The following is a 13,594-nucleotide window of genomic DNA, read 5'->3' as shown; positions in this document are numbered from 1 at the left end:
TGCTTGCACGAGGCGCACCTCATCGGTACTGCACGTGAGCGCCGTTTTACGACGTCTTCTCGACCGGACGCGCCAGCTCCGCCAGCGTTGCGATGTTGTCCAGCGACTCCATCTGCCATCCCGCTTCCAGCAGCTTCGCGGCGTGCGCGCCGCCCAGAATCGGTTCGACCAGATCGGTAAACTTGGCGGCCAGCTCGGCATTGCTCATCGGCCGATCGATGCTGCCGATGGCGTGCTCCACATGTTTCTCGAGCCGCTCGCCATTGGTCAGCGTGACCGTGATGTGAACGGCGTCGGCCGGCATCGCGGGATCGATCTCGGCGGTGACCTTGTCGCGCAGCCGCACCGTCGCGGCGTCATGAACGGCCGCGTCGCTGTACTGATGCTCGCCGGCGCGACCGTCGATGATCGCCACCGCCGCGGAGTGATAGACGCTGAACTTGCCGTCGAGCCCGGTCTGCGGCGTGCGTTTGCCGGTCAGTTCGAGCACCAGCGGATGCACCTTCAACTGCACCGACGCAATCGCGTCCGCCTTCAACCCATGTTCGTTGCGCAACTGGATACAGCCGTCAATTGCCGGATGGATCACGATGCCGCACGCAAACGGCTTATACGAGTTCAGCAGACTTTCATGACGTTCGCCGAGCCCGTCCGTGATTTCCGCGTAGTTGCGATGCGTGCTCGTCACGTTCGCCCAGCCGCGTTTTGCTTCGATGCCCTGCTGCGAACTCGTGTAGCCGCGCGCCGCCAGCAACGCCGACACGAGGCCGTTCTGCGCCGCGCGTCCCGGATGGAAGCTCTTGGTCATCGTGCCGAACATCTCACGCAGGCCGACCGGCTGCGTCGCCGCGAGACCGAGCGCCCAGATCATCTGCTGTTCGTCAAGCCCGAGCAGCTTGCCCGCGGCGGCCGCCGCGCCGAACACACCCGCCGTGCCCGTGATGTGCCAGCCGATGTCGTAGTGGTTCGGGTAGACCGCATTGCCGATCCGGCATTCGGTCTCGATGCCGAGCGTCAGCGCGAGAATGAACTCCTTGCCGCTGACCGGCCGATACTCGGCCAGCGCAAGAATCGCCGACGCCACCGGGCCCGCCGGATGGATCACGGTCTTCAGATGCGTGTCGTCGAAGTCGAACACGTGCGAGCTGATGCCGTTGAAGAGCGCGGCGCTCAGCACGTCGACCTTTTCCGTGCGGCCGAACACCGTCGCCTGCGCCGGGCCGCCGAACGGTGCGAGCGCCGCCATCGCGATCTCGACCGCTTCATGCCGCGACGCGCCGACCGCACAGCCCATCCAGTTGACGAAAGTACGCACCGCATGGTCGCGCACGGCTTGCGGCAGGCTGTCGGCACGCGCGTCGACGAGGTAGCGCGCGAGAGTTTGGGTGACGCGATCGGCTTGGGTCATCGGATCGTAAAGGGTAGTCAGGCCATGAAAAGGGAATCGCCAGGGTACGAGATCGCATTGTACATATTGTCGACAATACGCAAATCATGGCAAATTCTAGTTGCGCGCCTGCGTTGTGGATAGTATGTTGTCGACAATCTTCAAGACGCAATGTGCGTTGTACACTGCCAGCTTTCCCCAACACAGGTCTGTCTATGCCCCGCCCCACCACTTCGCTCGAGTTGCTTCGCTCCGTCACGCTGTCCGGTCTCGTGCAAGAGGAAATTCTCCGTCGCATCAAGACGGGTGAGCTCGAGGCCGGCATGAAACTCAATGAGATGGATCTCGCCGACCATCTGAAGATCAGCCGCAGTCCGGTGCGCGAAGCGTTTCGCGCGCTCGAGGAAGCGGGTCTCGTGTGGCTCGAAAAGAATCGCGGCGTCTACATCCGCGAGATTTCCGACGACGAAGCCGCCGAACTCTATGAAGTGCGCGCCGGCCTCGACGAGATGGCCGGTCGCCGGCTCGCATCGAAGATCACCGACACGCAGTTGCAGGAACTGCACGCAATGCTCGATCAGCTCGAAGCCAGTTCCATCCACGGCGAGCTGAACAATTACTTCACGCTGAATATCGCCTTTCACGACCGGCTGGTCGAACTGTCGGGCAACGCGACGATGCTCGGTCTGTACCGGCAAACGATCAACCGTATGCACCTGCTGCGCCGGCGCGGTTTTTCGATTGCGGGCAGCTCGCAGGCGTCGCACACCGAACATCGCCTGATTCTCGACGCGCTCGCGAGCCGCGATCCCGAAGCCGTCGCGACGGCGATGCGCCAGCACGTGCAGGCGGGCTTCCAGCGCGCGATCGCCGCGCATAGCGCGGAAGACGCAGCGCCCACAGCCGCGGCAGGTGACGCCGCCGGCAAGACGGCGCGAGCCACCGTCGCAGAAGGTCCGCACTAAGCCTCAGCGCGCGCCCGAAACGCCCGGCACGCGCGCAACACGGCGGCGCACGCATTTCATTACCGACTCGGAGTGGTCACCCGTATGAGCGTTGAAAAACCAGAAGGACACGGAATCGTTGGCGAAAAACTCGGCGCATGGATTGCGGACGTGCACGCGTCGGCACTGCCTGCACAGACTGTCGAAATCGCCCGTCTGTTGCTGCTCGATGTGACGGGTCTGTGCATCGCCGGGCGCGACGAGTCGTATATCCGCGCGACGCTGCAAGCCACCGATGCAGGCGGCGCCTGCACAGCGCTCGGCCACGCAGGCAGCTTCAGTGCATTCGACGCGGCGCTGATCAACGGCACCGCCGCGCACGGCGAAGATTACGACGATACGTTCGAGGGCGGTCCGGTGCACTCGGGCGCAGTGGTCGTGCCCGCGGTGCTGGCAGCGTGCGAACGTGAAGGTCTCGGTGGCGAAGCGTTGCTGCGTGGCATCGCGGTCGGCACGGAGTTGATGTGCCGCTTGAGTCTCGTCGCGCCGCGCGCTATTCATACGGCAGGCTTTCATCCGACAGCCGTGATCGGTGCACTCGCGGCAGCGGGCGGCGTCGCAAGTGCGTTACGCCTGAATCCGCAGCAGGCCACCTCGGCGCTCGGTATCGCGGGCAGCATGGCGGCGGGGATCATCGAGTATCTGGCCGAAGGCACCTCGACCAAGCGGATGCACGCCGGATGGGCCGCGCAGTCGGGCATTCGCGCGGCGCTGATGGCGCGTGGCGGCTTCGACGGCCCGCGTACGGTACTCGAAGGCAAGCACGGTTTCTTCAAGGCGTTCGCACCGTCTCGCGCGCCGGATTTCTCGCCGGTGCTCGATACGCTCGGCAAGTCGTGGATCATGGAGACGATCGCGTTCAAGCCCTACGCGTGCGGCACGATGACCCAACCGTATATCGATTGCGCGATCGCCCTCGCGGAGCGCGGCGTGCAGGCGGATCAGATTCGCGACATCGTGTGTGAAGTGGGCGAAGGCACGGTGCATCGGCTGTGGGAAGACCTCGCGGTCAAGCATCGGCCGCCGACTGCTTACGCCGCCAAGTTCAGCACACCGTTCTGCATGGCCGTGGGTTTCTTCGATCGCAAGGCGGGCTTCAGCCAGTTCACCGAAGCGCGCATTCACGATCCGGCGGTGCTCGCGCTGGCCGGCAAGATCCGCTATGTGATCGATCCGGACAACGAGTACCCGACCAATTTCACCGGCCATCTGCGCGCGACGCTCAACGACGGTACCTTTCAGGAAGTGCGCCAGCCGCATATGCGCGGCGGCGCGCGTGAGCCGCTGTCGCGCGCCGAACTCGCGGCCAAATTCACCGACAACGCGCAGCACGGCGGCTGGAGCATCGCACTCGCCGACGAGGCGCGCGTGTGGTGCGAGACGGTATTCAATGAGCCGGCGCTCGGCGCGATCGCGCAGTTCCGGCAATAGACTGATCGATGCGAACAACGTCCTGATTTATGGGCGTCGTTCGTTGATGACGTGCCGCGTTTTTCAGGCGCGCGGCGGACGTCGTTGCCGCTTCCGAGCAGTTGCTCAGGCGCACCGCCCTCTCCGCCGTCGATGCACACCGCTCAATCCTGCAAGCCGCGCACGTTCCGATACGAACAACGGCTCGAATCGACATAGCGCACGCGAAATTCGACCGGCTGGTCCTTGAACGTGTAAGCCGTGCGCTCGATACGCAACACCGGCGCACCGACTTCGATATTCAGCGCGCGCGCCACCTCTTCGTCGGCAATTGCGCCGCCCAGATCTTCCACCACGCGCACCACCGAAATCCCGAAGTGCTCCTGGTAAAAGCCATAAATGGAACCGCGCCGTGCTTCGAAAATGCCGGGTTCGAGATCCGGGAACACGTCGAGCGGAAACCACAAACGATCCAGCATGACAGGCACGTCGTCATGCAACCGAAGATTGTCGGCGGTGGCCAGCCGTGCGCCGCGCGCGAGCTTGAGCGTCGCCGCAAGCGCCGGGCTCGCGCGCTCCTTGCCGAAGCGCAGCAGGCGCGCGGTGACCTTCATTAATTCGCCGTCTGTATCGACGAAGCTGAAGTAGTGGTCGAACGCATGTTCGTCGGCGAACTTCGCGACGATCGTGCCACGCCCTGCCCGGCGAATCAGCAGGCGCTCGGCCACCAGTTCTTCGACCGCGCGGCGGATCGTGCCGATGCCGACGCCGAATTCCTCGGCCAGTTGCGGCTCCGTCGGGATCTTGTCGCCGGCCGTCCATTGGCCGGTACGAAGGCGCTCGAGAATACGGGCGCGGACGATTTCATAGAGCGGTTGCTCTCCCGGAGTACGAAGTCCTGGCATTCAGGTCAGTGTCAGAGTGAAGAAAAGGAATCGGAAAAAGCCGCCCGTTCCGCGCTGAGATGGCCGCGAGACGCACACATTTCATGCGCTGCCTCCGGTCCGATTCGCGGCCTGCACGGCGAATTCCGGAAGGATACAGGATCGACACCCGCGTGCGTGACCGTGATCGGCGCCATGCCGCTACCGAGCCCGATAACCGGAGACAATCGGCATCGACCCGAACCTATCCATTAATTCGAATCATTCGAATGATTCGATTGACTGAGCCGGCATGTCGTCTTAGACTGATCTTCATCGCGCAACCACGCGCGCTTACATCAGAGGAGATGACCCATGCCGAATTTCATCAAGCACATTGCATTCAAGGTTGAAGACGTCGAGAAGGAACGCGCGTTCTATGAGAACGTGTTCGGCTACAAGCACGTGAACACGGTGCGTCGCAAGGGCAAGAACGGCGATCACATTTCGCATCACCTGACCGACGGTTACATGGACCTGACGCTGATTCACTATGAGAAGTCGGACTCCGATGAAGCTGATTTCGCCGGCCCGGCGCCGTGCATTCACCACATCGGCATGGAAGTGGAAGACCTCGACGCATTCATCGCGCAGATCAAGGAAAACGGCGGCGAAATCCTGACGGCGCCGGGTCATCTGCCGGTCAAGTTCCGTTCGCCGAACGGTCCGGTCGCCGAAGTCGTGCCGATGCAACGCTGGGAAAAGCAGACGCTCGCCGCCGGCGTACACGGCGAAGTACTCGAATAAGTAGGTTCAAGTTCGCGTTTCAGTTCGCATCACACCAATTCATAGCGAACTGTTCGACGTACGGCGACGTGGGGCGATTCCCGCGACGCCGCGACACGAGACGCAACGGCACGTGCCGTTGCGTGGTCGCAAGGAGGAGACACGATGGAATCGATCCGCCGCCGCAACCGCTTTTCCGCGACGACAGGCGTACTGATTGTCCTGTGCATCATGTCGTTCCTGATGTATGTGGACCGCACCAATATTTCGACCGCGGCTCTCGCGATCCGTCGCGATCTGCATCTGAGCAACTCGCAGCTTGGCATCGTGTTCTCCGCCTTTGCGCTGACCTACGCGCTCGCGATGATTCCAGGCGGCTTTATCGGCGACCGTCTCGGCGCCCGCAAGATGCTCGCGGTATGCGGCGTGCTGTGGGGGCTCGGCACACTCCTCACCGGCTTTGCCGGCGGGCTGGGGACGTTGCTGCTCGCGCGCTTCGTCGTCGGGTTGGGTGAAAGCCCGATCGTGCCTGCATCGGCGCGAGCGCTGACTGCATGGATGGAACCCGAGCGGCGCGGCTTTTCACAGGGCATTACGCATGCCTGCGCGCGGCTCGGCAACGCCTCGACGCCGATTCTCGTCGCCGGCCTGATCACCGCATTTTCGTGGCACATCGCGTTTATCGTGCTCGGTGCGGCGAGTCTGGCGTGGGTCGTACTGTGGGTCTGGTATTACCGCGACAATCCCGCCGATCATCCGGGCATCACGCCCCAGGACATCGCGCGACTCCCCGCGAAACTCGGCAAGACACGCGTGCCGATGCGCTGGCCGCCGCTGCTGCGCGCACTGTGGCCGGCTACCGTCGTGAGCTTCTGTCACGGCTGGATTCTGTGGTTCTTTCTGAACTGGATGCCGTCGTTCTTCGCGCAGGCGTATCACCTGAATATCCGGCATTCGGCCATCTTCAGCTCGGGGATTTTCTTGAGCGGTGTGGTCGGCACCACGCTCGGTGGTTCACTCAGCGATCTGATGCTCAAGAAGACCGGCAACATTCGCCGCTCACGTCAAACGCTGATTACCATTGGTTTTCTCGCGCCGATCGTGTTCTTCGTGCCGATGTTCCTGCACACGTCGTCGACGCTCGCCGCCCTCTCGCTGGCTGCCGCGCTGTTTCTGTCGGAACTGGTGACCGCGCCGCTGTGGGCCGTCGCGATGGATCTCGCGCCCAATCACGCGGCGACTTCGAGCAGCATCATGAACACGGGGCTCGGCATTGCGGCATCGGTATCGCCGCCGCTCGTCGGTTGGCTGGTCGATACGATGCATTCATGGCAGCCGGTGTTTGCACTGTCGATGTTCTTTCTCGTGCTTGGGCCGATTGCCGCGCACTGGATTCGCCCCGATCGCCCGTATCTCGGCGAGCCGGAAGCAAAGACGAACGAAGCCGGAGGCTTTGCGGCGCCGATGGACGCTTATTGAACGCGCCGCCCGGCGATGCACGTCGGGTCGGCAACGAGTTGGGCGCGTCGAACTTCGCGGAGTTCGCGTACGCAATTGCGTGCTAAGACTTCGCAGTGTTCCCGTTGTCGTTCCCGATGACCCCGAACTCGACAGGCGTCTTGACGTAGAACAGATGCACACCATCGGCGCGCAGCCGGTCGAATAATCGATCGGCTTCGTCGCTCGTCATCGCCATCACGACGGACAATGGCTGGTCCGCCAACTCGAAGAAGTGCGCCGAGTGAATGCGGTGATGCTGGCCGACGCCTTCGCAGCCCGGTATCACGGTCGCACCGCGCAGACCGAGTTCCCCCGCAAGATGGACGAGCCAATCGGCCAGCGGCTTGCCGTGATGGCGGCGATCCTGTTGGGTGAAGAAGGTGACCTGATAGCCGTTCATGTCGGTGTCTCCTGTCCGCGCCGGATCGCTGTTGATTATTCTTGTCGGTGGAGAAGCGCGGCAATACCTGCGTCGTCTGTTCGGCGCAGTCGTTGGCATCATCAGCCAAGGTATGGAATAAGTGTAGATGCCGGGCTGAACTAGTGCCAGTCCGAGGCGGCTTTCCTCAAGCCGACATTCCCGTGGTCCAGCCGCGGGTTGGAACGCCCCGAGACGCTATGCCCGCGATGCACCCGCCGCTAAGGTTGCCGCGCTGACTGGCACTGCTGCTGCCAGCAGCGCAAGCCGAACAGCGGCACGAGCCCATAAGCATGGTCCAGCATGTCCGACTGCAGGTTTTCGTACGGCTCCCAGTTGGTTTCGTCGAGGTAGAGAAAGATCTCCAGCGCGACGACGGGCTGACTTGATTGCACCTGGCGAATCACGACAGGCATGTCGCGGCGGACGGCCGGATGGTCGCGAAAATGCGCGGTCAGATAGAGACGGTACAGGCCGAGGTTCGTGCGCCGTGCGTCGTCGGGCGCAAGTGCCGCGAGCGGCGGGTCGATATCGCTGTGCAGCCGGGCGAGCAGCGCTTCGTCGGGAAAGCGGACCGTGTCGGCGTCGAAATGAATCGAATGCTTGACGCGCCTGCCGCCCGACTCCGTCATGCCACGCCAGTTCTTCACGCCGTTTGTCAGGAGGACGTAGCTCGGCAGCATGACGATCGAGTTGTCGAAGTTCTGCACCTTGATCGTGTTCAGCGCGATGTCGATCACCGTGCCGTCGGCGACGTAGCCGGGCACCTCGATCCAGTCGCCCACTCGCAGCATGTCGTAGGCGGCGAGCTGGATGCTCGCCACGAAGCCGAGCAGCGAATCGCGGAAGATGATGATGAGCAGCGCCGTCATCGCGCTGAGGCCAGTGAGGAAGTAGGCGGGCGAACGCTCCAGCAACACGGAAATCACAGCGATCAGCGCGATCACGTAGAGCACGATGGTGGCGATCTGCAGGAAACTTTTGATCGGCCGCTCGCTCGAGGATGGGAAGTGGCTGTAGCGCTCGCTGACACTGTCGAGGAACGCGAGCGCGGCGCGCAGCAGCGTGTACACCATGTAGCAGGCCGCCAGCACCGACAGCGGATGCCCGAGCGCCGCGATCATCGGGAACGTGATGCCTGAAAGCAGCGGGCCGGCCGCGTAGACGATCGCGGCGGGCACGAGCGGCGCGAGCCGGTGGAAGACCTTGTGACGCTCGGCGGCTCGCAGCCACTTGTGCCGCTCCTGGCGCGCGAGGCGGCCGACAATCAACAGCATGATCGAGCGCGTCAGGTAGTAGCAGACCGCGCTCGCCAGCAGAATCGCGAGCAGCAGCGCTATGACGAGCAGTACTGCGACGAATTCGCTGTCGGTATAGACGTGGAAGTGGTGCCAGTCCGGTCCGTCTTCGATACGCAGCATCTTGTCGAACATAGACTCTCCCATTTCCGGCGAACCTGTTTCGCCGGGCAGATCTGGTCTGGCTGTTTGAGCGGCGCGCTGTGACGGCGAGCGTGGCGCACGATGCTGCCGGCGTCGCTACTGTGCGAACTCGGCCGGACCGGACGGCAGGCGCATCGCACGACGGCTATTGTGACTCAAGATCCCCGCAACTCACGCACTCCCTTACCCAACCGCCGCCGCAGCAACGTTCGCAAAGTGTGACCGTCCGCATACCCGACTTGTTCAGCAATGCGATCGACCGTGAGCTTGGTCGTCTTGAGCAATTGAACGGCACGCTCGATCCGCAGATCCTGTATGTACTCGACGGGCGTTTTACCGAGCACCGCGTTCAGACGTCGAGTCAACGTCCGCGTGCTGGTCGCCAATGCATCGGCGACGGCGTCGAGCGAGATTGCCGTGTCGAGACGCTCACGCACCCAACGGTCGAAACGCTCGACGAGCGGGTCCGAATGGGAAAGGTGATCGGAGATCGCATACGCCGACTGCGACAGCCGCGAATCGAAGACGAGGTAACGGGCTACGAGCGCCGCAAGCTCAGGACTGTTGTTGCGGATCAACCATAGCGCAAGGTCGACGTGGCTCAGGGCCGCCCCCGCCGTCAGCGCGCCGCCGCTGGAAACGACGATCCGATGTGCATCCAGATGCACGTGCGGATAACGCTGCCGGAATAATGGTGAGAGCCACCAGGTGGTCGTGGCTTCGCCACCGTCGAGCAAGCCGCTTTCAGCCAGCACGAACGTGCCCGTACAGGCGGCCGCAACCCGGGCGCCGCCGCTGCGCCACGCACGCAAGGCACTCGACGCATCGATCACATCATCGCGGCCGAGCAAAGGCACAAGCGCATCGGCTGTTATGCGGTTGAGCGCCGGCAAGACGACCCAATCCGGCGCGGGAGCGTCGGACATATCGCAAACGGGTACCTGCATCCCGAGCGCGGTACGCACCTCGGGCCGCAGCCCCACCACGGTAATGTCGAAGCCCGGCGTGGTCATCCCTGTCGCTTGCGCAAGACCGTTGGCCATCGTCAGGCTATCGAGCACAGTGGTGAGACCCGTGTCGAACACGCCCTCGAGCGCGAGGACAAAAATTCGCATGGCAGAATTGGTACCAAAATTGTCGATTGGGACAGTATTCCCCTGCGCACTCTGTTTGTACAGTGTCACTCACCGCATGAACCCATCACGCGGACACTGGAGAAACGAAGATGATCAAGCACGCTTTTTTTGTCCGACTTGAAGCCAAACCGGGAAAGGAGCAGGCGGTAGCGGACTTCCTTACCAGTGGCCTTCAAATGACCAATCGCGAGGCGACCACGCCGATCTGGTTCGCCCTCAAGTTCTCGCCGACGACGTTCGGCGTCTTCGACGCCTTTGCGAGTGAAGAGGATCGTCAGGCACACCTGCTCGGTAGAATGGCCAACGCCCTGATGGCGCGCGCCGACGAGATGCTGGCAAGCCCTCCTTCCATCGAACCGATCGACGTTCTGGCCATGAAAAATCAACTGCCCTGACCCGTTAGCGCCTCGGCAGCGCACAAACCCGCCGCGGGAGGTCTGCCTCCTGTCGATCGGCGTTAGCGCTTTAGTTGTCGACCAGACTTCGCGCTCGAGCGCCCTGCTCTGGTCCCCTGCAACAGGGTTGCTGCAACCGCGGCGCCCCGATCCAATCGCATTCATGTAGATGGAGTAGCTCGTGTCGATTCATTACAAAGTAGGCGTTGTATTCGCTGCCATTGCGTTTTCCAGCGTGTCTTTCGCGCAAACGCCCGACGTCAAACCGGAACGGATTCGTGGCGATATCGTGTCGTTCAAAGGCGAAATGCTGACCGTACACCGGAACAGCGGCGATACGGTGTCAATCGACGTCAAGCCGGACGTCGGCGTGTCGGCGTTCAAGGCCGCCAGACTTGCCGACGCCAAAGTCGGTTCGTACGTCGGGACGCCGGCGCTCACGGGAAGCGATGGAAAATTGACGGCCACTTCGATGATCGTTTTTCCTGAGGCGGCACGCGGTACGGCCGAAGGGCATTTCGCCTATGACTTCGGTCCTAACAGCACAATGACGAATGCAAACGTAGTATCGGTTGTCACCGGCACCAGTGGCCGTGAACTGAATCTGTCGTACAAGGGCGGCTCCAGCACGGTGACCGTGCCGACAAACGTGCCCGTCGTGACGCCGGTTCCGGTCAGCAAAGCCGATCTAATCGCGGGAAAGAAAGTCTTCGCCGTGGTGACCCCAGGCGCGAACGGCGTTTACGACGCGCACGTGCTGTTCGTCGAAAAGGACGGCGTGGTGCCGCAGTTCTAACGCATGATGCCGGTCTCCGCTGTGGCCGCTAGTGGCGATGATCTTCCCTGATGGCAGCAAGCGCGGCCGACCCCGGTAGCGGCCTGAATCGTGTTGGAAATCATAGATGACCACGACAGCGGCTACGCGTCATCTCATGCCGTCGACATTCCGATTTTCTTTTCCATTCATTCAACAATCCCAATCCATTGTTGCGCTTCTAATATTCAAGGATTCACCATGCGTTTTTCCGCCTTACGAGCCGCCGCCGTACTCTGCCTGCTTACCACTGCCGTCGCGCCGGCTTTTGCCGCGCCTGTTAAGAATATCGTGGTGGTCCACGGCGCCTTCGCCGATGCCGCGGGTTGGCGCCCCGTCTACAACATTCTGACGAAGGATGGCTACCACGTGACACTGGTGCAACAACCGCTGACATCGTTTAACGACGACGTGACTGCCACGAAACGCGTGCTCAGCAGCCTCGACGGTCCGTGTGTACTCGTCGGTCACAGCTATGCCGGCGCGATTATCAGTGAAGCCGGGAACGACGATCACGTGAGCTCGCTGGTTTACATCGCCGCGCATGCGCTCGACGCCGGCGAAACCATGGCGGCCAACGGCAAGAAGTACCCGGGTTCACCCATCTCCATCGTCGGCACGCCGGATAATTTTGTCTACCTGAAACCCGCCGACTATCCGTTGCAGTTCGCACCCGACCTGCCTCGTGCGCAGGCAGAGTTCGAAGCCCATGCGCAGATACCGCTTGCGGCGTCCGAGTTCTCCGCGCAAATTTCCGATCCCGCATGGAAGACAAAGCCGAGCTGGTACATGGTCGCGAAGGCCGACAAGATCATCAATCCGGACCTCGAGCGCATGTACGCGGCGCGCGCTCACGCCAATACGGTCGAGATCGCCGGTGCGAGCCATGCGGTGTTCGAATCTCATCCGCGGGAAGTCGCTGCGCTGATCGAACAGGCAGCGCAGCATTCCGGCCAGTAACGATTGATATTCCGAGCAAGCCGGTGGCTTGACATTTCCGACGATGCGCAACCTCATCAATCACGAGATCGCTTTGAGCCACGCAACGATTCAACCCGCCTGGGTCCGCATCACACACTGGATTAATGCGCTCGCTGTCGTATTGATGGTGACAAGCGGCTGGCAGATCTATGACGCCTCGCCGATCTTTCCAGCTTTACAGTTTCCTTCCGCAATCACATTGGGCGGCTGGCTCGGCGGGGCCTTGCAATGGCATTTTGCGATCATGTGGATGCTGGTCGCGAATTTCCTCATCTACGTCGGGCTGAATATCGCGTCGGGACGTCTGCGCCGGAAACTGCTGCCGGTCAGCTTCAAGTCACTTGCAACCGATCTCGTCGCCGCACTGCGCGGCACGCTCGCGCATGAGGACCTCACACGCTACAACGCGGTACAGAAATTCGCCTATCTGGTCGCCATCGTCGATATTGCGCTCGTGATCCTGTCGGGGCTGGCGATATGGAAGTCGGTGCAGTTCCCGCTGCTGCGCACGCTGATGGGCGGGTACGACAATGCGCGTGTCGTGCATTTCGTTGCAATGAGCGTGCTGGTTGCGTTCTTCGTCGTGCATGTCGTCATGGTCGCACTGGTGCCGCGCTCGCTGCTTCTGATGATTCGCGGACGGTGACCATGAGTTTTCGAAAAAAGGCTGTGGAGCCTGATACGTTTCTTCGGTCTCACGCTAAATCCATCATCAAGGATGCGCGCAACGAACTGAAAAATCCGGCCCGCCGGCTGCTTGGCAAGCGAGTTCTCACGCTCGGCGGCTTAGCTTTGCTGTCCGGCTGCGATCTGACCAATGACAAGTCGGTGAACACCATGCTGCGCAGAATGTCGTTCTTCAACGACGAGGTGCAAGCCCTGTTGTTCAATCCGAACGAGATGGCCCCGACCTATCCGGAGTCGATGATCACGCGACCGTTTCCGTTCAACGCGTTCTACGAGGTCGACGATGTGCCCGAAGTCGACGCCGCTACCTACCGGCTCCAGGTGGGTGGTCTTGCGACTGGCAAACGCGTCTGGACGCTCGATGAACTGCGCGCAATGCCGCAGGAAAGCCAGATTACGCGTCATATCTGCATTGAAGGATGGAGTGCGATCGGCCGATGGGGCGGCGTGCGCTTCTCTAGTTTCCTGAAGCATTCGGGCGCGGACACCACAGCGAAGTACGTGTCACTGCACTGTGCGGACAACTACTGGACCAGTATCGACATGCCAACCGCGTTGCATGCACAGACGCTGCTTACGCTGACCTACGACGGTCAGGTGCTGCCACCGAAATACGGCTTCCCGATGAAACTACGCATGCCGACCAAGCTCGGCTACAAGAATCCAAAACATATCGTGGCGATCACTGTGACGAACGAATACCCCGGTGGTTACTGGGAAAACCAAGGCTACAACTGGTTCGGCGGCTCCTGAACGGCACACTTCATCGAA

The 13,594-nt window shown here is 61.8% G+C and carries 15 protein-coding genes; 10 read left to right on the top strand and 5 right to left on the bottom strand.

Annotated features, from left to right (window positions below):
* Nucleotides 1–46: 46 nt before the first annotated feature.
* Entirely contained in the window at nucleotides 47–1,408 is a 1,362-nt protein-coding gene (locus B0G74_RS36995) for an MmgE/PrpD family protein (protein WP_132381626.1), read from the bottom strand.
* Nucleotides 1,409–1,602: 194 nt separating this feature from the next.
* On the opposite strand from B0G74_RS36995, the gene B0G74_RS36990 reads away from it, so the two are divergent.
* Complete coding sequence (locus B0G74_RS36990; RefSeq protein ID WP_132381624.1) at nucleotides 1,603–2,352, top strand: FCD domain-containing protein; 750 nt, start codon at nucleotides 1,603–1,605, stop codon at nucleotides 2,350–2,352.
* A gap of 84 nt (nucleotides 2,353–2,436) precedes the next feature.
* Nucleotides 2,437–3,822, top strand: a complete 1,386-nt coding sequence (locus tag B0G74_RS36985; RefSeq protein WP_132381622.1) for an MmgE/PrpD family protein — start codon at nucleotides 2,437–2,439, stop codon at nucleotides 3,820–3,822.
* A gap of 143 nt (nucleotides 3,823–3,965) precedes the next feature.
* Here the strand turns inward: B0G74_RS36985 and B0G74_RS36980 are convergent, their stop codons facing one another.
* Nucleotides 3,966–4,706: a GntR family transcriptional regulator gene (locus B0G74_RS36980; RefSeq protein ID WP_132381620.1), complete on the bottom strand. Its 741-nt coding sequence runs from the start codon at nucleotides 4,704–4,706 to the stop codon at nucleotides 3,966–3,968.
* 333 nt (nucleotides 4,707–5,039) lie between these two features.
* On the opposite strand from B0G74_RS36980, the gene B0G74_RS36975 reads away from it, so the two are divergent.
* A complete protein-coding gene (locus tag B0G74_RS36975) occupies nucleotides 5,040–5,471 on the top strand; it encodes a VOC family protein (RefSeq protein WP_132381618.1) in 432 nt (143 codons plus the stop codon).
* Between the two features lie 144 nt (nucleotides 5,472–5,615).
* The gene (locus B0G74_RS36970; protein WP_132381616.1) at nucleotides 5,616–6,929 is read left to right on the top strand and encodes an MFS transporter; all 1,314 of its coding nucleotides are present in this window, start codon (nucleotides 5,616–5,618) and stop codon (nucleotides 6,927–6,929) included.
* Between the two features lie 82 nt (nucleotides 6,930–7,011).
* Here the strand turns inward: B0G74_RS36970 and B0G74_RS36965 are convergent, their stop codons facing one another.
* On the bottom strand, nucleotides 7,012–7,350 hold the full coding sequence (locus tag B0G74_RS36965; protein WP_132381614.1) for a DUF190 domain-containing protein: 339 nt from the start codon (nucleotides 7,348–7,350) through the stop codon (nucleotides 7,012–7,014).
* Here B0G74_RS36965 and B0G74_RS47580 point away from each other — a divergent pair.
* Entirely contained in the window at nucleotides 7,349–7,471 is a 123-nt protein-coding gene (locus tag B0G74_RS47580; RefSeq protein ID WP_279388640.1) for a hypothetical protein, read from the top strand. The two genes, B0G74_RS36965 and B0G74_RS47580, sit on opposite strands and share 2 nt — an antisense overlap.
* Before the next feature lie 118 nt (nucleotides 7,472–7,589).
* On the opposite strand, the gene B0G74_RS36960 is transcribed toward B0G74_RS47580, so the two are convergent.
* Nucleotides 7,590–8,801: a mechanosensitive ion channel domain-containing protein gene (locus tag B0G74_RS36960; protein ID WP_132381612.1), complete on the bottom strand. Its 1,212-nt coding sequence runs from the start codon at nucleotides 8,799–8,801 to the stop codon at nucleotides 7,590–7,592.
* A gap of 164 nt (nucleotides 8,802–8,965) precedes the next feature.
* Entirely contained in the window at nucleotides 8,966–9,925 is a 960-nt protein-coding gene (locus tag B0G74_RS36955; RefSeq protein ID WP_132381610.1) for a helix-turn-helix domain-containing protein, read from the bottom strand.
* Nucleotides 9,926–10,035: 110 nt separating this feature from the next.
* On the opposite strand from B0G74_RS36955, the gene B0G74_RS36950 reads away from it, so the two are divergent.
* From B0G74_RS36950 to B0G74_RS36930, 5 genes are all read left to right on the top strand, one after another.
* Nucleotides 10,036–10,341 carry an antibiotic biosynthesis monooxygenase gene (locus B0G74_RS36950; protein ID WP_132381608.1) on the top strand — a complete coding sequence of 102 codons (306 nt, stop codon included), beginning with the start codon at nucleotides 10,036–10,038 and terminating at the stop codon, nucleotides 10,339–10,341.
* Nucleotides 10,342–10,522: 181 nt separating this feature from the next.
* Nucleotides 10,523–11,137: a hypothetical protein gene (locus B0G74_RS36945; protein WP_132381606.1), complete on the top strand. Its 615-nt coding sequence runs from the start codon at nucleotides 10,523–10,525 to the stop codon at nucleotides 11,135–11,137.
* A gap of 219 nt (nucleotides 11,138–11,356) precedes the next feature.
* On the top strand, nucleotides 11,357–12,115 hold the full coding sequence (locus B0G74_RS36940; protein ID WP_165924008.1) for an alpha/beta hydrolase: 759 nt from the start codon (nucleotides 11,357–11,359) through the stop codon (nucleotides 12,113–12,115).
* A 43-nt stretch (nucleotides 12,116–12,158) separates the two neighbouring features.
* Entirely contained in the window at nucleotides 12,159–12,782 is a 624-nt protein-coding gene (locus B0G74_RS36935) for a cytochrome b/b6 domain-containing protein (RefSeq protein ID WP_132381604.1), read from the top strand.
* 2 nt (nucleotides 12,783–12,784) lie between these two features.
* The gene (locus B0G74_RS36930) at nucleotides 12,785–13,576 is read left to right on the top strand and encodes a molybdopterin-dependent oxidoreductase (RefSeq protein WP_132381602.1); all 792 of its coding nucleotides are present in this window, start codon (nucleotides 12,785–12,787) and stop codon (nucleotides 13,574–13,576) included.
* The last annotated feature ends 18 nt before the right edge of the window (nucleotides 13,577–13,594 follow it).

Source organism: Paraburkholderia sp. BL9I2N2, from assembly GCF_004339745.1.
Classification (GTDB): Bacteria; Pseudomonadota; Gammaproteobacteria; order Burkholderiales; family Burkholderiaceae; genus Paraburkholderia.
The sequence above is the reverse complement of the archived record's forward strand: the minus strand, read 5'-3'. Positions and strand labels throughout refer to the sequence as shown.